17 protein-coding genes are annotated in these 19,921 nt (G+C 70.1%); 13 read left to right on the top strand and 4 right to left on the bottom strand.

Translation table 11 applies throughout. The annotated features are described in order from the left end of the window. Position 1: 1 nt before the first annotated feature. The 13 genes from JOE48_RS11605 (at position 2) to JOE48_RS11545 (ending at position 16,853) form a co-directional block, all read left to right on the top strand. Positions 2-1,153 carry a 2-methylaconitate cis-trans isomerase PrpF family protein gene (locus tag JOE48_RS11605; RefSeq protein WP_409518632.1) on the top strand — a complete coding sequence of 384 codons (1,152 nt, stop codon included), beginning with the start codon at positions 2-4 and terminating at the stop codon, positions 1,151-1,153. Positions 1,154-1,168: 15 nt separating this feature from the next. Further along, positions 1,169-2,587: a sensor histidine kinase gene (locus JOE48_RS11600; RefSeq protein ID WP_210029925.1), complete on the top strand. Its 1,419-nt coding sequence runs from the start codon at positions 1,169-1,171 to the stop codon at positions 2,585-2,587. 215 nt (positions 2,588-2,802) lie between these two features. Beyond that, positions 2,803-4,284, top strand: coding sequence for a c-type cytochrome biogenesis protein CcmI (gene ccmI, locus JOE48_RS11595; protein WP_210029923.1), 1,482 nt, complete (start codon positions 2,803-2,805; stop codon positions 4,282-4,284). Positions 4,285-4,465: 181 nt separating this feature from the next. After that, positions 4,466-4,978, top strand: a complete 513-nt coding sequence (gene ccmE / locus JOE48_RS11590; RefSeq protein WP_210029921.1) for a cytochrome c maturation protein CcmE — start codon at positions 4,466-4,468, stop codon at positions 4,976-4,978. A gap of 10 nt (positions 4,979-4,988) precedes the next feature. Next, on the top strand, positions 4,989-6,989 hold the full coding sequence (locus JOE48_RS11585) for a heme lyase CcmF/NrfE family subunit (protein ID WP_210029919.1): 2,001 nt from the start codon (positions 4,989-4,991) through the stop codon (positions 6,987-6,989). A gap of 92 nt (positions 6,990-7,081) precedes the next feature. Further along, complete coding sequence (locus JOE48_RS11580) at positions 7,082-7,621, top strand: cytochrome c-type biogenesis protein (RefSeq protein WP_245252800.1); 540 nt, start codon at positions 7,082-7,084, stop codon at positions 7,619-7,621. Positions 7,622-7,717: 96 nt separating this feature from the next. Further along, positions 7,718-8,374, top strand: a complete 657-nt coding sequence (locus tag JOE48_RS11575) for a glutathione S-transferase family protein (protein ID WP_210029917.1) — start codon at positions 7,718-7,720, stop codon at positions 8,372-8,374. A 417-nt stretch (positions 8,375-8,791) separates the two neighbouring features. After that, positions 8,792-9,265, top strand: a complete 474-nt coding sequence (locus JOE48_RS11570) for a formate dehydrogenase subunit gamma (protein WP_210029915.1) — start codon at positions 8,792-8,794, stop codon at positions 9,263-9,265. Next, the gene (locus JOE48_RS11565; RefSeq protein ID WP_210029913.1) at positions 9,262-10,821 is read left to right on the top strand and encodes a formate dehydrogenase beta subunit; all 1,560 of its coding nucleotides are present in this window, start codon (positions 9,262-9,264) and stop codon (positions 10,819-10,821) included. The genes JOE48_RS11570 and JOE48_RS11565 overlap by 4 nt, the downstream gene beginning before the upstream one ends. Positions 10,822-10,831: 10 nt before the next feature. Then, complete coding sequence (gene fdhF, locus JOE48_RS11560) at positions 10,832-13,693, top strand: formate dehydrogenase subunit alpha (protein WP_210029911.1); 2,862 nt, start codon at positions 10,832-10,834, stop codon at positions 13,691-13,693. Positions 13,694-13,702: 9 nt separating this feature from the next. Beyond that, positions 13,703-13,996 (top strand): formate dehydrogenase subunit delta, encoded by a 294-nt coding sequence (locus JOE48_RS11555; protein ID WP_210029909.1) that lies wholly within the window; start codon positions 13,703-13,705, stop codon positions 13,994-13,996. A 198-nt stretch (positions 13,997-14,194) separates the two neighbouring features. Further along, positions 14,195-15,856, top strand: coding sequence for an OFA family MFS transporter (locus tag JOE48_RS11550; protein ID WP_210029908.1), 1,662 nt, complete (start codon positions 14,195-14,197; stop codon positions 15,854-15,856). Positions 15,857-15,935: 79 nt separating this feature from the next. After that, positions 15,936-16,853 carry a LysR family transcriptional regulator gene (locus tag JOE48_RS11545; protein WP_210029907.1) on the top strand — a complete coding sequence of 306 codons (918 nt, stop codon included), beginning with the start codon at positions 15,936-15,938 and terminating at the stop codon, positions 16,851-16,853. 198 nt (positions 16,854-17,051) lie between these two features. Here the strand turns inward: JOE48_RS11545 and rpmG are convergent, their stop codons facing one another. From rpmG to JOE48_RS11525, 4 genes are all read right to left on the bottom strand, one after another. Continuing rightward, positions 17,052-17,219: a 50S ribosomal protein L33 gene (gene rpmG / locus JOE48_RS11540; protein ID WP_210029906.1), complete on the bottom strand. Its 168-nt coding sequence runs from the start codon at positions 17,217-17,219 to the stop codon at positions 17,052-17,054. A 329-nt stretch (positions 17,220-17,548) separates the two neighbouring features. Continuing rightward, positions 17,549-18,688, bottom strand: coding sequence for an MFS transporter (locus JOE48_RS11535; protein WP_210029905.1), 1,140 nt, complete (start codon positions 18,686-18,688; stop codon positions 17,549-17,551). A 53-nt stretch (positions 18,689-18,741) separates the two neighbouring features. Further along, positions 18,742-19,485, bottom strand: coding sequence for an NUDIX domain-containing protein (locus JOE48_RS11530; RefSeq protein ID WP_210029904.1), 744 nt, complete (start codon positions 19,483-19,485; stop codon positions 18,742-18,744). Beyond that, positions 19,442-19,906: a DUF983 domain-containing protein gene (locus JOE48_RS11525; RefSeq protein WP_210035706.1), complete on the bottom strand. Its 465-nt coding sequence runs from the start codon at positions 19,904-19,906 to the stop codon at positions 19,442-19,444. The genes JOE48_RS11530 and JOE48_RS11525 overlap by 44 nt, the downstream gene beginning before the upstream one ends. Between the last annotated feature and the right edge of the window lie 15 nt (positions 19,907-19,921).

Here is a 19,921-nt window from a genome sequence, read left to right as displayed (position 1 = left end):
CGTGGCGGGGCCGGGCACGCTGCCGGCCGTGTTCATGCGCGGCGGCACCAGCAAGGCGCTGATGCTGCACCGCCGGGACGTGCCGGGTGACCTCGCCGCCTGGGAGCCGGTCTTCCTCTCCGCCATGGACAGCCCCGACCCGTTCGGGCGGCAGCTCAACGGCATGGGCGGCGGCGTCTCGTCGGTGTCGAAGATCTGCGTGGTCGAGCGCTCCGCGCGGCCGGACGCCGATATCGACTACACCTTCGTGCAGGTGGTGGTCCGCGACGGCCGCATCGATCTCTCGGGCAATTGCGGCAACATGCTCGCCGCCGTGGGACCGTTCGCGGTCGACGAAGGACTCGTGCGCCTCGCTGACGGCCCGGCGCGGTTGCGGATCTACAACACCAACACCCGCAAGCTGATCGAGGCGCGCTTCGCCGTCCGGGGCGGCCGCGCGGTCTATGGCGGCGACCTCGCGATTCCCGGCGTGACCGGCACCGGCGCTCCGATCCAGCTCGACTTCCTGGATCCGGGCGGCGCCACGACCGGCCGGCTGCTGCCCACCGGCGCGGTCCGCCAGCGGCTCGACGTGCCGGGTCTCGGCGCGATCGAGGCGTCGCTGATCGATGCCGCCAATGCCTGCGTGTTCGTCCGCGCCGCCGATCTCGGCCTCGCCGGCACCGAGCTGCCCGCCGCCCTGGAGGCCGTGCCGGGCCTCCTCGACCGGCTGGCGCGGATCCGCCAAGCCGGCTCCGTGGCGATGGGCATCGCGCCCGACCTCGACGCGGCGGGGCGCGTCGTCCACGTGCCCTTCGTGGGCCTCGTCGCCCCGCCGCAGGAGTCCGGCAGCCTCTCCGGCGCCACGATCCGCGCCGCCGATGTCGACCTGGCCGCCCGGGTCATCTCCAACGGCGTGCCGCATCAGGCCCTGCCGCTCACCGCCACCCTGTGCCTCGCGGTGGCCGCCCGGATCGAGGGCAGCCTCGTCCACGAGGCCGCGCGGCCCACCGACGCCGCCCTGCGGGTCGGGATGCCGTCGGGCATCCTCACCGCCGACGCCGCCGTGACCCGCGACGCCGATGGCTGGCGGGCCGAGCGCGGCGCCTTCTTCCGCACGGCGCGCCCGCTGATGCGGGGCGCCGTGTTCTACGATGCGCCACCGCCCGTCTGAGCGACCGACGCATCCATGATCGACTTTATCGGCCTCTTCTCCCTGCGCCGCCGCTCCATCGCGGTGCGGCTCGCCGTGTCGGCGTTCCTGGCGAGCTCGGCGATCCTGCTCATTGCGGCCTGGATCCTCACCACCCTCTACCGCGAGAACACCGAGCGGTCGTTCGACAGCCGGCTGCTCGTCTTCGCCAACAATCTCGCCACCGATCTCGTCTCGCCCAACGATCCCGAGAGTCGCACCTTCTCGCTCGGCGACCCGCGCTTCGACCTGCCGCTGTCCGGCTGGTACTGGCAGGTCGGCAAGCCCGACGCGAAGCCGCGGGACGTGCGCACCTCCCGCTCGCTCGTCGGCGTGCCGCTCCCGCCCGCGACGGATTCGGACGGCAAGGTCGGGGTCGGTCAGATCCGCCAGGGCTACGGAAAGGGGCAGGACGGGCGTCTCCTGCGCATCATGGAGCGCGACGTCGATCTCGGCGAGGAGGGCCGCTACACGGTCCGGGTCGCCGGCCCGGCCGACGAGATCGTCAACGACGTCGACCGGTTCCGCAATTCCCTGACCATCACCTTCGGCCTGCTCGGCCTGTCGCTGGCGATCACCACCCTGCTGCAGATCCGGTTCGGCCTGGCGCCGCTCAAGAAGATGCGCGCCGCGCTGGGCGCCGTCCGCCGGGGCGAGGCCGACCGCATCACCGGCACCTATCCCCGCGACATCGCGCCGCTCACCGGCGAGGTGAACCTCCTGATCGAGACCAACCGCGAGATCCTGGAGCGCGCCCGCACCCAAGTCGGCAACCTCGCCCACGCCCTGAAGACGCCGCTCTCGATCATCGTCAACGAGGTCGGCGCCTCCGATGCCCCGGAGGAACTCGCCCAGAAGATCCGCGAGCAGGCCGCGGTGATGCGCGACCAGGTCAATTACCATCTGGACCGGGCCCGCGCCGCCGCGCTCGCCGGCACGCTCGGCACCTCGACCGAGGTCGAGCCGGCCTTGGCCGGCCTCGTGCGCACCTTCGGCAAGATCTATCGCGACAAGGACATCGCCTACGACGTCCACGTGCCGCCGGGCCTCCGCTTTCGGGGCGAGCGCCAGGATTTCGAGGAGATGGTCGGCAACCTCGTCGACAACGCCTCGAAATGGGCGCACGGGCGGGTCGCGATCCGGGCCGAGGCGGTGGCCAAGGACGATTATCCCCATCTCGTCGTCGCCATCGAGGATGACGGACCGGGCCTGCCGCCGGAGGCGCGCCAGGCTGTGCTCGGCCGCGGCCGGCGGCTCGACGAATCCAAGCCCGGCTCCGGCCTCGGCCTGTCGATCGTGGCCGATCTCGCCGCCCTGTACCGGGGTCACTTCACGCTGGAGCAGGCGGCTTTGGGCGGCCTGCGGGCCGTCCTGGAGGTTCCGGGCGACGCACCGGTGGGCGCGACGGCACATTGAGGGCCGGATGCTCCGGTGGCCGGGATCGCCGTGTTCAACAAGCTTTGACCGGGGTCGCCGGCGCACACGCCGAGGGGTGGTCCCCGCTCGGCCCTTGTCATCGCGGTGAAGTTGCGTGACACCGTGCCGCCGCCGGGGGGCGTCGTAGCGTCACGCTGTCCGCTCCACATGGCGTGGAGAGGGGCGGGCCGGTCCGGCCTGCTGGCGAAGGTTCGATGACGGCGATCTGGTTCATCCTGGCGGCCATGACCGCGGCGGCCGTGCTCGGCCTGCTCTGGCCGATGTCGCGGCGCGCCTCCGTGCCGACCGGGGAAGCCGGCGGAAGCGCCATCGCCACCGAGACCGCCTTCTACGAGGACCAGATCGCCGAGATCGGACGCGACCTGGAGCGCGGTTTGATTGCCCCGGAGGAGGCCGAGTCGGCCAAGGCCGAGGCGGCACGCCGCCTGCTGCGGGCGAGCCGTGAGTCGCAGCTCGAGGCCGAGGATGCCGGGGTGGCCGAAGCGGCACGCCCGGCCGAGCCGCGGCTCCGCCGCCGCCGGGCGGCCTCGGCCTTCGCGCTCTCCACCATCCCCCTCGTGGCGCTGATCGCCTACGGCCTCTACGGCTCGCCGGAGCTGCCGGCGCAGACCGCCGCCGACCGCGCGGCGGCCCGCGGCGGCACCGACGAGCTGATGAAGGCGGTGGGCCAGATCGAGGCACGCCTTGCCCGCGACCCGAACGACACCCGTGGCTGGGCGGTGCTGGCTCCGGTCTACATGCGCACCGGTCGCTTCGACGATGCCGCCCGCGCCTACGCGAACATCGCCCGGCTGAAGGGCGAGACCGCCGACCTCCTCGCCGACCAGGCCGAGGCCCTCACGGCGGCGGGCGACGGCACCGTCACGCCCGAGGCCAAGGCACTGTTCGAAAAGGCGCAAACCAAGGATCCCAACGCCCCGAAGCCCCGCTTCTATCTGGCGCGGGCGGCCGAGCAGGCCGGCGATACCGGCGAGGCGATCCGCCAGCTCACGACCCTCGAAGCCGCGAGCCCGCCGGAGGCCCCCTGGCTCGGGGTGGTTCGCCAGACGCTCGCCCGCCTGAAGGGTGAGCCGCTCCCGCCCGCGGCGGTGCCCAAGGAGGCCCCCCAGGTTCCGGCGGAGCAGCAGGCGGCGATCCGCGGCATGGTCGACGGCCTCGATGCCCGGCTGAAGGCCGGCGGCGGCACGCCCGACGAGTGGCTGCGGCTGATCCGGTCACGGACCGTGCTGGGCGACCGCGACCAGGCCGTCGCGGCCCTGGCCCGCGCCCGCGCCGCTTTGGCGAACGATCCACAGGGACTTGCCCAGGTGGAGCAGGGCGCCCGCGATCTCGGCTTGGAGGCCGGCGCATCCGCGGGGCCGCCCGCCGGGTCCGGACCGGTCGCCCAGGCCGAGACGGGGGCGGCGATGGCGACCGTGCGCGCCATGCCGCCGGCCGAGCGCGACGCCGCCATCCGCGGCATGGTCGAGAGCCTCGACCGGCGCCTCGCCGCCCGGGGCGGCACGCCGGACGAGTGGCTGCGCCTCGTGCGCTCCTACAGCGTCCTCGGCGAGCGCGATCAGGCGACGAAGGCCCTCAACCGCGCCCGGATGGCGCTCGCTGCCAATAGCGAAGCGGTGGCGCGGCTCGACGGGCTCGCCCGGGAGCTCGACTTGCCCGCCAAGTCCAATCCCTGATGGCGCCATCCGCGACGCCACAAAGTCGCGAGGTCTCTGCGGCGGCGTCGGCCGTACGACAATCGGTCTCGACCCCTGCCCTTGACCCGCGCCCGCGCGGAGCCGACACCCTGGAGCGTAGAATGAGAACGGTTCGGACCTGGGCGGATCCTCGCCCGCCGGATCGCGGGGTGGACGCATCGTGACGCGTAAGAAACGCCGCCTGATCCTGATCGCCGCCTGCGGCAGCGTGCTGGCGCTCGCCCTGGGCCTGATCCTGTACGCGATGAGCGGCTCGATCGTGTTCTTCCGCTCGCCGTCGGACATCGCCCAGCAGGGCATCGCCCCCGGCACCCGCCTGCGTCTCGGCGGCCTCGTGAAGGACGGCTCGGTGAAGCGCGGGCCGGACCAGATCGTGGACTTCGCCGTGACCGACACCAATGCCACCGTCGAGGTCCAGTACAAGGGCCTGCTGCCGGACCTGTTCCGCGAGGGACAGGGCGTGGTCACCGAGGGTGTCCTGGAGCCGGGCGGACGGTTCCGCGCCGACACGGTGCTCGCCAAGCACGACGAATCCTACATGCCCCGCGAGGTCGCCGACGCCCTGAAGGCGCAGGGGCGGTGGCAGGAGGGCGGCTCGAACAAGGGCGGGGCCGCCCCGAAGCCCGCGACCGCCTCGGCCGACGGGACGCTCGGCCCCCGCAGCGAGCGGTGAGGAAGCCGGCATGATCGTTGAGACCGGCCATTTCGCGCTCGCGCTCGCGCTCGCGATCTCCCTCGTCCAGATGGTGATGCCCATCTGGGCGGCACGCACCGGTGACCCGGCCCTGCGCCAGACCGCCTCACAGGCGGCTTTGGGCGCCTTCGCCTGCGTGCTCTTCGCCTTCGCGGCCCTGACCTGGGCGCATGTGACGTCCGACTTCTCGGTCCAGAACGTCGTCGAGAACTCGCACACGCAGAAGCCGCTGATCTACAAGATCTCCGGGGTCTGGGGGAACCACGAGGGCTCGATGCTCCTCTGGGTCCTGATCCTCACCCTGTTCGGCGCCTGCGTGGCGGTGGCGAAGAATTCCGTGCCGCCGCGGCTGCGGGCCAGCACGCTGGGCGTGCAGGGGCTGATCACCTTCGTCTTCCTGCTGTTCATCATCACGACCTCGAACCCGTTCAGCCGCGTGATCCCGGCGCCGGTCGAGGGCAACGACCTCAACCCGCTGCTGCAGGATGTCGGGTTGGCGATCCACCCGCCGCTCCTCTACGTCGGCTATGTCGGCTTCTCGATCAGCTTCGCCTTCGCGGTGGCCGCGCTGATCGACGGGCGCATCGATGCTGTCTGGGCGCGGGCGGTGCGCCCCTGGACGCTGACCGCGTGGTGCTTCCTGACCCTCGGCATCGCGATGGGTTCCTACTGGGCCTATTACGAGCTCGGCTGGGGCGGCTGGTGGTTCTGGGATCCGGTGGAGAACGCCTCCCTGATGCCGTGGATCGCCGGCACTGCGCTGCTGCACTCCACCGTGGTGATGGAGAAGCGCGACGCCCTGAAGGTCTGGACGGTCCTGCTCGCCATCCTGACCTTCTCGCTCTCGCTGATCGGGACCTTCCTGGTCCGCTCGGGCGTGATCACCTCGGTGCATTCCTTCGCCACCGATCCGACCCGCGGCGTGTTCATCCTGGCGATCCTGGTGCTGTTCATCGGCGGCTCGCTGACGCTGTTCGCGTGGCGGGCGCCGCTGCTGCGGCAGGGCGGCCTGTTCGCGCCGATTTCCCGCGAGGGCTCGCTCGTCCTCAACAACCTCTTCCTGGTGGCCGCCTGCGCCACCGTGCTGGTCGGCACCCTGTACCCGCTGCTGCTGGAGATGCTGACCGGCGAGAAGATCACGGTTGGGCCGCCCTTCTTCAATTCCACCTTCGTCCCGCTCGCGATCCCGCTCCTGCTGATCGTGCCCTTCGGGCAGGCGCTCGCCTGGAAGCGCGGCGACGTGCTCGCCGCGGCCCAGCGCCTGTTCGCCGCGCTCGCGGTGGCCCTGGTCGTCGGCTTCGCGGTGCTGGCCCTGACCTGGGGAGGCCCGGTCATGGCGCCGGTCGGGATCGGGCTCGGTGCCTACCTGTTGATCGGCTCCGCGCTGGAGGTCGTGTCGCGGGCCCGCGGCTACGGCGCCAGCCGGGCGCGCTCGCTCGGTCAGATCGGGCGCCGCGCCGTCGGCCTGCCGCGCTCGGCCTGGGGCACCGCGCTCGCCCATGCCGGCGTCGGCGTCGTGGTGCTGGGCATCGCCGCCCAGGGCTGGGCCACCGAGGGGCTGGCGACCCTCAAGCCCGGCCAGAGCCTGGCAACCGGGCCCTACGTGGCGACCCTCGACAGCGTCGGCCCCCGCCAGGGTCCCAACTACGAGGAGGCCGCCGCCAGCCTGACGATCCGGACCCGCTCCGGCGACGAGGTCGGGCACGTGGATACCGGCAAGCGCTTCTACCCGAGCCGCAAGATGGCGGTGACGGAATCCGGGCTGCTGACGATCGGTGCCAGTCAGGTCTATGCCAGCCTCGGCGAGATGAGCCAGGACGGCGGTGTCGGCCTGCGGCTGTACTACAAGCCGCTGGTGCTGCTGATCTGGCTGGGAGCCGTGGTCATGGCCGTGGGCGGCGGTCTCTCGCTCACCGATCGACGGATGCGCGTCGGCGTCCCCGCCAAGGCGAAGGCGCGGCCGCTCCCGGCCGCGGTGCCGGCCGAGTGACGACGGAGATGAAGGCTTCCGCAACTCTCCCTCACCCCTCTCCGGGGGAGGGTCGGGAGAAGGGCGCGACGGTTCCGGATATGTCGCGCCGGATGCCGAAACCCGTCGCGTCGCGCTGCCCCTCGTCCTCCCTGCTGCGCAGGGTACCCTCCCCCGCACAGGGGGTAGGGCAGGGGCGCGTCCGCGTCGGCGTCGCGTTCCTTCTGCTCGCCGCGCTCGCAGCCCCCGCCCAGGCCGTCCAGCCTGACGAAGTGCTGAAGGATCCGGCGCTGGAGCACCGCGCTCGGGAGATCTCGGCCGAGCTGCGCTGCCTGGTCTGCCAGAACCAGTCGATCGACGATTCCGATGCGCCGCTCGCCAAGGACCTGCGCCTGATCGTCCGCGAGCGGCTGGAGAAGGGCGATAGCGACACGGCGGTACGCGACTACGTCGTGGCCCGCTACGGCGAGTTCGTGCTGCTGCGCCCGGTCTTCGCGTTGCACACCCTTCTGCTGTGGCTGACCCCGGTGCTGGCAGTGCTGTTCGGCGGGTTCGGTATCTGGCGCCTCGCGCGCCGTCGGCCGGCGGCGCCGGTCCGGAACCTGTCGGCCTCCGAGGAGGCGGAGGTCGCGGCGCTGCTGCGACGGGAGTAGAATCGGGCGGGATGGTGATTCGCCCGCTTCATCCGGCACGAGTCTTGGATCGGGCACCGCAGACCGCATGATCGGCGACGCGCCCGGGGTTGGACGATGACGGCCGCTACGCTCACCATCTCGAGCCGCAACTATTCCTCCTGGTCCCTGCGAGGCTGGCTGATCTGTCGTATGGCGGGTCTCGACTTCGAGACCGAGGTCCTGTCGGGCGCGGACGCCACCAGCCGGGCCGAGCTGCTGCACCTGTCGCCGTCCTTCCTGGTGCCGCGCCTGCGCCACGGCGACGTGGTCGTCTGGGACACGCTGGCCATTGCCGAGTATCTTGCCGAGACATTCCCGGAGGCGGGCTTCCTGCCCGGCAACGTGGCGGAGCGCGCCCATTGCCGGTCCATCTCCGGCGAGATGCATTCCGGCTTCGTCAATTTGCGCTCGGCCCTGCCGATGAACCTGCGCGCCTTCCATCCTGATTTTCGGGTGTTCAACGGCGCGAAGGCCGATATCGAGCGCATCGTCACAATCTTCGACGATTGCCTGGACCGCTACGCCGGACCGTTCCTGTTCGGTGATCGCCCCTGCTTGGCGGATGCCATGTATGCGCCGGTCTGCACGCGCTTTCGCACCTACGACGTCGCGCTGCCGCCCCGCGCTGCCGCCTACCGCGACACGATCCTGCACTGGCCGCTGATGGTCGAGTGGGCCGAAGCTGCGGCCGACGAGCCGGATGAGATCGAGGAACTGGAAATGGAGTTCTGACGCGGCCGTGGCCCCGGTCTCGGTCTCGGTCTCGGTCTCGGAATGCGCCTCCGTCCTTGCGAGTGGAGCGAAGCGATCCAGCAACGCCAAGCTTGCCGAGGTTGCGCGACCCGCGGTTGCGTCGCTCCGTTCGCAAAGACGGCGAGCGCAGCCCGCACGGTCAGGCCTCGACAGGGCGGGATGCAATTTCTTGCAGGGCACAAATCTATGGTGCGGCGCACGCAAGACATTCTGAACGCCGGGAAGATCTGAAAAACTTTCCCGCATCAACGCTTTAATGGAACGTGCCTATCGCAGCCAGCGGCGAGTTACAGGGCGACAGACATCCTTTGTCGAGCGACCGGACTGCGCGATTGAAGCCATTCGGCATTTCTGTTCCTCTTTCCATTAGAACGGGAACAGACTGGGCTGGGAACCATGGCGCGTCACGAGCCCTGGAGCGCGGAACGCGCCACCGGGATCATCGCCGGACACACGCATCTCGAAGGGGCCACATTGCCGATCCTGCACGCGTTGCAGGAAACCTTCGGCTACGTGGATTCCGGCGCCGTGCCGCTGATCGCGGATGCGCTGAACCTGTCGCGTGCCGAGGTTCACGGCTGCATCACCTTCTACCATGACTTCCGTGCTCACCCCGCCGGCCGCCACGAGGTCAAGCTGTGCCGGGCCGAGGCCTGCCAGGCCATGGGCTCCGACGAGCTCCATCGCGAGATCCTCGGCCGCCTCGGCTGCGGCTGGCACGAGACCACCGCCGACGGCGGCGCCACGGTCGAGCCGGTCTACTGCCTCGGCCTCTGCGCCAACGGCCCCGCCGCGCTGGTCGATGGAGAGCCGGTCGCGCACCTGACCGCCGACGCCCTCGAAGCTGCCCTGGCGGAGGTGCGCCAGTGAGCGTCACGCTCTACGTTCCGCGCGACGCCGTCGCCCTCGGTCTCGGCGCCAACAAGGTCGCCCGCGCCCTGTTCGCCAGCGCCGAGCGCCGCGGCCTCGACGTCACCATCGTCCGCACCGGCTCCCGTGGCCTGTTCTGGCTGGAGCCGATGGTCGAGGTCGGCACGCCCGAGGGGCGCGTCGCCTACGGGCCGGTGACGGTCAAGGACGTCGACGCCCTGCTGGATGCCGGCCTCGCCACCGGCGGCGATCACCCGTTGCGACTCGGCGATCCTGAAAAAATCCCCTACCTCGCCCGGCAGCAGCGCCTGACTTTCCACCGCTGCGGCGTGGTCGATCCTGTCTCCGTCGACGATTACCGAACCCATGGAGGCTATCGCGGCCTCGAGGCCGCCCTCAGGCTCGATGCCGAGGGCATCGTCGCGGCAGTGCGCGATTCCGGCCTGCGCGGTCGGGGCGGCGCCGGCTTCCCGGCCGGCATCAAGTGGAACACCGTGATGCTCGCCAAGGCGGACCAGAAATACGTGGTCTGCAACGCCGACGAGGGCGATTCCGGCACCTTCGCCGACCGGATGATGATGGAGGGCGACCCCTTCAACCTCATCGAGGGCATGACCATCGCAGGCATGGCGACCGGCGCCACCCGCGGCTACATCTACCTGCGCTCCGAGTACCCGCAGGCCTTCGCGACCCTGAAGGAGGCGATCGCCAACGGCGTGACGGCCGGCGTGCTCGGCGACAACATCCTGGGCTCGGGCAAAAGCTTCCACCTGGAAGTGCGCCTCGGCGCCGGCGCCTATATCTGCGGCGAGGAGACCTCGCTGCTGGAGAGCCTGGAGGGCAAGCGCGGCATCGTGCGGGCCAAGCCGCCGATCCCGGCGCTCAAGGGGTTCCTCGGCAAGCCGACGCTCGTCAACAACGTCATGACCTTCACGGCCGTGCCGTGGATCCTGGAGAACGGCGCCAGGGCCTACGCCGATTACGGCATGGGCCGCTCGCTCGGCACCCTGCCGATCCAGCTCGCCGGCAACGTCAAGCACGGCGGCCTGATCGAGATGGCCTTCGGCATCACCCTGCGTCAGGTGATCGAGGATTTCGGCGGCGGCACCCGCTCCGGGAGGCCGGTGCGGGCCGTGCAGGTCGGCGGGCCGCTCGGGGCCTACTTCCCCGATCATCTCCTCGACACGCCCCTCGACTACGAGGCGATGGCGGCCAAGAAGGGCCTCGTCGGCCACGGCGGCATCGTGGTGTTCGACGACACCGTCGACATGGCCGCCCAGGCCCGCTTCGCCTTCGAGTTCTGCGCCACCGAGTCGTGCGGGAAGTGCACGCCCTGCCGGATCGGCGCCACCCGCGGCGTCGAGACCATGGACAAGGTGATCGCCGGTATCCGGCCGGAGGCGAACCTGAAGCTGGTCGAGGACCTCTGCGAGGTCATGACCGATGGGTCGCTCTGCGCCATGGGCGGGCTCACGCCGATGCCCGTGATGAGCGCGCTCACCCATTTCCCCGAGGATTTCAGGCGCGCCAGCGATTTGCCGGCCGCGGCCGAGTGAGGAGACGTCGATGGGCCTGATCAAGGAGATCGACTACGGCACGCCGATCCGGGTTGCGGAGCAGACCGTCACCCTGACGATCGACGGCATGTCGGTGACGGTGCCGGCCGGCACCTCTGTGATGGCGGCGGCGATGCATGCCGGGACGCAGATCCCGAAGCTCTGCGCCACCGATTCGCTGGAGCCCTTCGGCTCCTGCCGCCTCTGCCTCGTGGAAATCGAGGGACGGCGCGGCACCCCGGCCTCCTGCACGACACCGGCCGAGAACGGCATGGTGGTGCACACGCAGAACGAGAAGCTTGCCAAGCTCCGCAAGGGCGTGATGGAGCTCTACATTTCCGATCACCCCCTCGATTGCCTGACCTGCGCGGCGAACGGCGATTGCGAGCTGCAGACCCAGGCCGGCGTCGTCGGCCTGCGCGACGTACGCTACGGCTACGAGGGCGATAACCACGTCCGCCCGAGTTCGGAAAAGTACCTGCCGAAGGACGAGTCGAACCCGTACTTCACCTACGACCCGTCGAAGTGCATCGTCTGCAATCGCTGCGTCCGGGCGTGCGAGGAGGTGCAGGGCACCTTCGCGCTGACCATCGCGGGCCGCGGCTTCGACAGCCGCGTGGCGGCCGGCCCGACCAATTTCTTCGAATCCGAGTGTGTCTCGTGTGGAGCCTGCGTTCAGGCGTGTCCCACGGCCACGTTGCAAGAAAAATCGATCCACGAGTTCGGCCAGCCCGAGCACGCGGAGGTGACGACCTGCGCGTATTGCGGTGTCGGCTGCTCGTTCAAGGCCGAGATGCAGGGCGAGCGCGTCGTCCGCATGGTCCCCTACAAGGGCGGCAAGGCCAATGAGGGCCATTCCTGTGTGAAGGGCCGCTTCGCCTACGGCTACGCCACTCACAAGGACCGCATCACCAAGCCGATGATCCGCGAGAAGATCACGGATCCGTGGCGCGAGGTTTCTTGGGACGAAGCCATCGACCGGGCCGCGAGCGAGTTCAAGCGGATCCAGGCCAAGTACGGCAAGGACTCGGTCGGCGGCATCACCTCGTCGCGCTGCACCAACGAGGAGGCCTACCTCGTCCAGAAGCTGGTGCGCGCCGCCTTCGGCAACAACAACGTCGATACCTGCGCCCGCGTCTGCCACTCGCCGACCGGCTACGGCCTGATGTCGACGCTCGGCACCTCGGCCGGCACCCAGGACTTCAAGTCCGTCGAGAAGTCCGACGTGATCCTGGTGATCGGCGCCAACCCGACCGACGGCCACCCGGTCTTCGGCTCGCGCATGAAGAAGCGCCTGCGCGAAGGCGCCAAGCTCATCGTCGCCGATCCCCGCAAGATCGACCTCGTGAAGTCGCCCCACATCAAGGCCGACTATCACCTGCCGCTGAAGCCCGGCTCCAACGTCGCCTTCATCAACGCGCTGGCGCACGTGATCGTCACCGAGGGGCTGGTCGACGAGGCCTATGTCCGCGACCGCTGTGATCTCGCCGAGTTCGAGTCCTGGGCCCGCTTCATCGCCGACCAGCGTCACTCCCCGGAGGCGCAGCAGCAATTCACCGGCCTCGACCCGGCTGAGGTCCGCGGCGCAGCCCGGCTCTACGCCAAGGGCGGCGCGGCCGGCATCTATTACGGGCTGGGCGTCACCGAGCACAGCCAGGGCTCGACCATGGTCATGGGCATGGCCAACATCGCCATGGCCACCGGCAATATCGGCAAGCTCGGCGCCGGCGTGAACCCGCTGCGCGGCCAGAACAACGTCCAGGGCTCCTGCGACATGGGCTCGTTCCCGCACGAGCTCACGGGCTACCGCCACGTGTCGGACGACGCCACCCGCGAGAGCTTCGAGGCTCTGTGGGGCGCCAAGCTCGACAGCGCGCCGGGCCTGCGCATCACCAACATGCTCGACGAGGCCGTCGAGGGCTCGTTCAAGGGCATGTACATCCAGGGCGAGGACATCGCGCAATCCGACCCGGACACACACCACGTGACCTCGGGCCTGATGGCGATGGAGTGCATCGTCGTCCAGGACCTGTTCCTGAACGAGACCGCGAAATACGCCCACGTCTTCCTGCCGGGCGCCTCGTTCCTGGAGAAGGACGGGACCTTCACCAACGCCGAGCGCCGCATCTCGCGGGTCCGCAAGGTCATGGCCCCGATGGGCGGCTACGGCGACTGGGAGGGCACGGTGCTCCTCTCCAACGCCCTCGGCTACCCGATGAACTACAGCCACCCGTCCGAGATCATGGACGAGATCGCCTCGCTCACCCCGAGCTTCACCGGCGTGTCCTACGCCAAGCTCGACGAGCTCGGCTCGGTGCAGTGGCCCTGCAACGAGAACGCGCCGCTCGGCACGCCGATGATGCACGTGGACCGATTCGTCCGCGGCAAGGGCCGGTTCATGATCACCGAGTTCGTGGCCACCGAGGAGCGGACGGGGGCGAAGTTCCCGCTGATCCTCACCACGGGCCGGATCCTGTCCCAGTACAATGTCGGCGCGCAGACGCGGCGCACCGAGAACTCGCGCTGGCATGAGGAGGACGTGCTCGAGATCCACCCGTTCGACGCCGAGCTGCGCGGCATCGTCGACGGCGATCTCGTGGCCCTGGAGAGCCGCTCGGGCGACATCGCCCTGAAGGCCAGGATCTCCGAGCGGATGCAGCCCGGCGTAGTCTACACGACCTTCCACCACGCCAAGACCGGCGCCAACGTCATCACCACCGATTACTCGGACTGGGCGACCAACTGCCCCGAGTACAAGGTGACGGCGGTGCAGGTCCGGCGGACCAACCGGCCCTCCGACTGGCAGGCGAAGTTCTACGAAGAGGACTTCTCCCTGACCCGGATCGCCCAGACCCTGGACGCGGCAGAGTAAGAGTATCCGATGAGTGCCGTGACACAGGCGGACAAGCTCGTCCGCATGGCGAACCAGATCGCCACCTTCTTCCGGTCCTACCCGGAGGAGGAGGCGGTTGCCGGGATCCAGAAGCACATCAAGGCGTTCTGGACACCCAAGATGATCGCCCATCTCGAGGCCGCCTTGCCGGAGCAGGGCGACCGGGTCGACAGCTACGTGCGGCGGGCGCTGCACGGCGAGGAGCCGGCGGCCGACAGCCCTGTGCGTCCGGCAACCCGGGATCCGCAGCTCGCCGGGGCGGGCGCCAGCGACGCGGGTTGAGACCGGGGTCGAAGTGCGGAGAGTCTGAGACTTGGGCCCCTGCGGGGCCTCTTTCGTTCGGCACCGTGCATACAAAAGGTTGCAATCAGGATTAAAACTGTCGCCTCAGCGTGGAGTGGCGCTGGCACCCTGCACACAGATCGCGCATCATCCTTTCACGCGCGGCCCATCCACGTGGCCGCCGAAGAGGATGACGTCATGAGTCTTGGGGTCACGGGCGCGGTCGCGCCCGATGTCGCGCCGGGTCTGCTCTCGCGCGAGCGCATCGTCGCAAAACCGGGCTTCAACCGATGGTTGGTCCCGCCCGCCGCTCTCGCGATCCATCTCTGCATCGGCATGGCCTACGGCCTGTCGGTGTTCTGGCTGCCCCTGACGCGGGCGCTCTCCGTCGGGAAGCCGGCGGCCGCCGCCTGTGCCGATATGGGCGTGATGACGGCCCTGTTCACCACCACCTGCGATTGGCGCGTCAGCGACCTCGTGACGGTCTTCTCCATCGGCATCGTCGTGCTTGGCCTGTCGGCCGCCCTGTTCGGCGGCTGGCTGGAGCGCGCGGGCCCGCGCAAGGCCGGCATCGTGGCCGCCCTGTGCTGGGGCGGCGGCTTCCTGATCGGCGCCCTCGGAGTCTACGTCCACCAGCTCTGGCTGATCTGGCTCGGCATGGGCTTGATCGGCGGCATCGGGCTCGGCCTCGGCTACATCTCCCCGGTCTCGACGCTGATCAAGTGGTTCCCGGACCGGCGCGGCATGGCCACCGGCATGGCGATCATGGGCTTCGGCGGCGGCGCGATGATCGGCTCGCCCCTGGCCGACAGCCTGATCAAGAGCTTCCGGACCGCCGACTCGGCCGGCGTCTGGCAGACGCTCGCGGTGATGGGCGTCGGCTACATCCTGTTCATGCTGGGCGGCGCCTTCGGCTACCGGGTGCCGCCGGCCGGCTGGCGTCCGGACGGCTGGACGGCTCCGGCTGCCAAGAACGCCATGATCGCCTCCGGCCACGTCCACCTGCGGGACGCGCACAAGACCGTCCAGTTCTGGATGATCTGGCTCGTCCTGTTCCTCAACGTGTCCGCGGGCATCGGCGTGCTGGCGCTGGCCTCACCGATGCTTCAGGAGATCTTCGGCGGTGAGCTGATCGGCCTGCCCGGCACCGGCTTCTCCGCCCTCGACGCGAGCCAGAAGGCGCAGGTCGCGGCGATCGCCGCCGGCTTCGTCGGCCTGCTCTCCCTGTTCAACATCCTCGGCCGGTTCTTCTGGGCCTCGATGTCGGACCGGATCGGTCGCAAGGTCACCTACGCGATCTTCTTCGCGCTCGGCGGCGTGCTCTACGCGGCCGCGCCCTGGGCGGCCGGCATCGGCTCGCAGGCCCTGTTCGTCGCCTTCTTCTGCGTGATCCTGTCGATGTATGGCGGTGGCTTCGCGACGGTCCCGGCCTACCTCGCCGACGTGTTCGGCACGCAGTTCGTGGGCGCCATCCACGGACGCCTGCTCACCGCGTGGTCGATGGCCGGCATCGTCGGGCCCTTCGTGATCACCAAGATCCGCGAGGCGCAGATCGCTGCCGGTGTTCAGGGTGCGGATCTCTACGGCCGGACCATGTACGTGCTCGCGGGCTTCCTGGTGGCCGGATTCCTCTGCAACCTCCTGGTCCGTCCGCTGGCCCAAAGCTGGTTCATGTCGGATTCCGAGCGTGCCGCCCTCGATGTCCGGACGGGTGCAAACGTCTCCGGGCGATCCGGCTCGTTCGGCATCGGGCGCGGCGGGTTCAGCCTGGGCGCGGCCGTGGCCTGGGCGGTGGTCGGCATCCCGATCGTCTGGGGCATCGGCATCACCCTGTCGAAGGCCTTCATCCTGTTCCGGTGATGGTCCGGACCCGCCGGTTGTGGCGGGCGCGGCGGGTCGCTAGGTTTCGAGCGCCTCGCCGTGCCGGGATCCTTGCGTCGTGATCGACAAGCTGGACTTCCTGCTCGCGCTCGCCCGCGAGCAGCATTTCGGCCACGCCGCCGAAGCCTGCGGGGTGACGCAGCAGACGCTCTCGGCCGGTGTGAAGCAGCTGGAAAACCGGTTCGGTGTTCAGCTCGTGCTGCGCGGCTCGCGCTTCCAGGGCTTCACCCCGGAGGGCGAGCGGGTGCTCGAATGGGCGCGGCGGATCGTGGCCGATGCCCGGGCCATGCACGAGGAGGTGACGGGCCTGCGCCGGGGCCTGACGGGCCATCTGCGCATCGCCGCGATCCCCACGGCCCTGCCGATGATCGTGAACCTGACCACACCCTACCGCGAGCGGCACCCGGACGTACGACTCGCGGTCGAGTCCGCCACCTCGGCCGACATCTTCTCGCTGATCGAGAACCTGGAGGCGGATGCGGGCCTGACCTACCTCGACAATGAACCTCTCGGACGGGTGGTCTCCGTGCCGCTCTACCGGGAACGCTACCGTCTGGTGACGGCGATGGGCGGCCCGTTCGACGGCCGGGCCAGCGTCACGTGGGCGGAGACGGGCAGCCTGCCGCTCTGCCTGCTCACGCCGAACATGCAGAACCGGCGGATCATCGACCAGCAGATCCGGGAATCGGGTGCCGACCCTGCCGCTACCCTCGAATCGAACTCGATGATCGTGTTGCTGACCCATGTGCGTACCTTGCGCTGGGCCTCGATCATGCCGGAGATCCTCGTCGATGCGCTGGGACCGATGGCGGGCGTGCGCACCATCCCGATCACCGCCCCGGACCTTGAGCACACGATCGGCCTCGTCGCCCCGCGGCGCGAGCCCTCGACGCCGATGGTGACGGCTCTGGTCGCCGTCGCGCGGTCGCTGGCGCGCACGCTCGATCCGGACCTGGCGGGGTCGACACCCGCCTGACAGGGTGGGACCCGGGAGTCCCGTTCGAAGCGCCCATCTTCGCGTGCCCAGCGAAGCGACCCGGGGCCGCGCGAGATCGGAGGTCGTCGAGCCGACGGGATTGCCTCGCTGCGCTCCGAAGACGGGAGCCCAACAAAAAAGCCGCCCCGTCTCCGGAGCGGCTTCGCAAGGGCGCGGCCGGGACGCGGCCGGCGGCTCTTACTTGATCTTGGATTCCTTGAACTCGACGTGCTTGCGCGCGACCGGGTCGTACTTGCGCATCGTCAGCTTCTCAGTCTGCGTGCGAGAGTTCTTCTTGGTGACGTAGAAATAGCCCGTGTCGGCGGTGGAGACGAGCTTGATCTTGACGGTGACGGCCTTGGCCATGGCGCGGCGCTCCTGCAGGGTGCGGCATTCCGCGTGAGCGAAACGCAAATGGCCGGGAGGACCCGGCCGAATACGGGCGGGTGAATGCCCGATCGGGCCCGACAGGTCAAGAGTGAGCGCTCCACCGGCAGGTCAGGCCTGGAGCGTGTCGTGGCAGCTTCGGCGCGGTTTCGGGCATCCCTCCGTCATTCCGGGGCGCCGCAGGCGAGCCCGGAATCCGGAGCCGCCGACGGAGCTGGGCTGGACACGCGGCGTGGATCTGGATTCCGGGCCCTGCGCCGCAGTCCCGGAACGACGGGACTGGCAGATCGTGGCACGCGGCTACCTTTTCACCCCGCGCCCGAAGTCCGGCGCGGCCTCTCGGCCACGGCGAGCCATCCGGCGAAAGCCAGGAACAGGGCGAGCAGCGCCCACGCGAAGCCGTGCGGGGGCACGAGGTCGAGGCCCCCGCCGATCACCGGGGGCCCCAGCATCAGCCCGACATTGTAGAGCACCACGAAGGCCGCGTTGGCGCCCGCGAGGTCATTCGCCGGCGTGCGGTCGCCGAGCATCGCGAGGCCGACCGTGTAGAGGGTACCGGCGATGCCGCCCCAGACCAGAAGCAGCAGGCCGAACGCCATCGGGCTGCCGGCCGCGAACGGGATCAGGGCCGAGCCCGCGGCGCCCGCGAGGCTCGCGCCGAGCAGAACCGCGCCGCGATCGAGGCGGTCGGCGAGCCAGCCGAACGGGATCTGGAACAGCACGTTGCCCAGCGCGATCAGGCTGACGAGTCCCGCCGCGCCCTGCGCATCGTAGCCCAGCCGCAGGCCATAGAGGGGCAGGATCGCGAAGATCCCGGTCTCCACCGCCCCGTAGGCGAGGGCTGCCGCCAGCGCGCCGGGGGCGAGCCGGACATAGCCGAGGATGCCGCGGCCGGAGCCCGGCTCGATCGTCGGCGACAGCCCGCGCGCCAGCACGATCGGCAGGCCGCCGGCCAGCATCAGGGCGGCCCCGGTCGCGTAGGGCGCCAGCCCCGTCGTGCCGACCAGCGCCAGCAGGAGCGGTCCGACCGCGAAGCCCGCCGCCAGGACGGTGGCGTAGATGCCCATCACGAGGCCGCGGCGCTCCGGCGGGGCGGCGGCGTTGATCCAGTACTCCGAGAGGACGAACAGGGCGCCGAGCGTCATCGAGAAGACGAAGCGCAGGGGGAACCATAGGGCGATGCCCGGCAGGATCGGAAACAGCGCGAGGCTGATCGCCCCGACGACGAGCGCCAGGCCGAGCAGCGGTGCGACACCGATCCGCGCCGCGAGCCGCGGCACGAACGGCACGGTGCAGATGCTGGCCATGCCCGCCACCGCGGTGTTGAGCCCGATCAGCGTGCTCGACGCGCCGCGCCGCTCAAGCTCGATCGACAGGAGCGGGATCGACAGGCTCAGGCCGATGCCGACGACGGTGACGCAGGTCACGGCCGCCGAGATCGCCGCCACATCCTCCGAGCTGATCCCCCGCCGCGCGTCCCGTGCCCGTTCCTCCGGCCGGCTCACAAGGCCACCCGCTCGCGGCGCCCGTAGCGTTCGTAGTGGTAGGGGATCATCCGGTACGGGGCGAAATCGGCGGCGATCTGGGCTTCCAGGTCGTCCAGGATGGCGCGGGTTATGTACGGGAGGTCGAGCTTGCGCGCGGCGTCGAGCCGGACCCAGGCCAGTTCCGTGAACTCGGCGTCGGCGGTGATCCGCCCCGGCTCCTCGGCCGCCACCATTCGGCGGTCGATCGCGAAGAAGCGCGTATCGAAGCGGCGCACGCGCTTGGGCGGCGTGATCGCGCGGGCCACGAGGTGGAGCGCCTCGAGATCCGGCAGCACGCCGTGCCGGGCGAAGCCTTCCCAGCCCGCGGGGACATCCTCGGGCGCGCCGTGCTCGGTCGTGCCGAGGAGCAGGCCGGTCTCCTCGTAGGTCTCGCGGATGGCCGCCAGCGCCAGGGCGCGGCCGAGATGGTGCGGCGGCCGGGAGACCTGCCGGGTCAGCGCCGCCTCGGCATAATCGGGGAGCGCCCCGGCCACTGGCATGTGGCGGTCGCCGAGCTCGATCCGGCCGCCCGGGAAGACGAACTTGCCCGGCATGAAGGCGAGGTTCGGGTTCCGCCGCCCCATCAGGACCTTCGGGCCGCCTTTGCCGCGCCGGTCGATCACGATCAGGGTCGCCGCGTCCCGTGGGCGCAGCCGCGCCGCTGCGGGCTTCCGCTCAGGAGCTGTGGTGATCTGGGGCTCCTGCAGCGGCTGCGGCAAGGCGCGTCTCCTCCGGCCCCGGGGCGGGGCGGCTCCGCGGTAGCGTGGCGAAGCCGTGCATGCCAAGGGCGTATTGCAGCCCGACGACGGCCCCCTTGACGGGTTGGAGCAGGACCAGCGCGAACAGGAGCGTGAAGACCGGCCAGACCCCCATCTCGACCCAGAGAGGCACCTCGTAGGCGCTCTCGGTCTCCAGGATCAGGTAGCCCACGATGTGGGCGACGATGAAGATCACCACGTAGGGGGGCAGGTCGTCGGCCCGGTGGTGGTGCAGTTCGAGGCCGCACGCGTCGCATTCCGGCCGGACCTTGAGGAAGCGGCCGAAGATCCGGCCCTGGCCGCAATGCGGGCAGCGGCCGATGAAGCCCCTTGCCATCGCGGGGATCAGGCGGGTGCGGGCCGGGATCGCGTCGACGGTCATGGCAGGGGTGTACAT

Source organism: Methylobacterium sp. PvR107, assembly GCF_017833295.1.
In the GTDB taxonomy this organism is placed as follows: Bacteria; Pseudomonadota; Alphaproteobacteria; order Rhizobiales; family Beijerinckiaceae; genus Methylobacterium.
The sequence above is the reverse complement of the archived record's forward strand: the minus strand, read 5'-3'. Positions and strand labels throughout refer to the sequence as shown.

Excerpts from the sequence above, each read along its gene's own strand:
- JOE48_RS11600 (WP_210029925.1), top strand. The coding sequence starts at position 1,169 with ATGATCGACTTTATCGGCCTCTTCTCCCTGCGCCGCCGCTCCATCGCG.
- ccmI (WP_210029923.1), top strand. The coding sequence starts at position 2,803 with ATGACGGCGATCTGGTTCATCCTGGCGGCCATGACCGCGGCGGCCGTG.
- JOE48_RS11585 (WP_210029919.1), top strand. The coding sequence starts at position 4,989 with ATGATCGTTGAGACCGGCCATTTCGCGCTCGCGCTCGCGCTCGCGATC.
- JOE48_RS11580 (WP_245252800.1), top strand. The coding sequence starts at position 7,082 with ATGCCGAAACCCGTCGCGTCGCGCTGCCCCTCGTCCTCCCTGCTGCGC.
- JOE48_RS11575 (WP_210029917.1), top strand. The coding sequence starts at position 7,718 with ATGACGGCCGCTACGCTCACCATCTCGAGCCGCAACTATTCCTCCTGG.
- JOE48_RS11570 (WP_210029915.1), top strand. The coding sequence starts at position 8,792 with ATGGCGCGTCACGAGCCCTGGAGCGCGGAACGCGCCACCGGGATCATC.
- fdhF (WP_210029911.1), top strand. The coding sequence starts at position 10,832 with ATGGGCCTGATCAAGGAGATCGACTACGGCACGCCGATCCGGGTTGCG.
- JOE48_RS11555 (WP_210029909.1), top strand. The coding sequence starts at position 13,703 with ATGAGTGCCGTGACACAGGCGGACAAGCTCGTCCGCATGGCGAACCAG.
- JOE48_RS11550 (WP_210029908.1), top strand. The coding sequence starts at position 14,195 with ATGAGTCTTGGGGTCACGGGCGCGGTCGCGCCCGATGTCGCGCCGGGT.
- rpmG (WP_210029906.1), bottom strand. The coding sequence starts at position 17,219 with ATGGCCAAGGCCGTCACCGTCAAGATCAAGCTCGTCTCCACCGCCGAC.
- JOE48_RS11525 (WP_210035706.1), bottom strand. The coding sequence starts at position 19,906 with ATGACCGTCGACGCGATCCCGGCCCGCACCCGCCTGATCCCCGCGATG.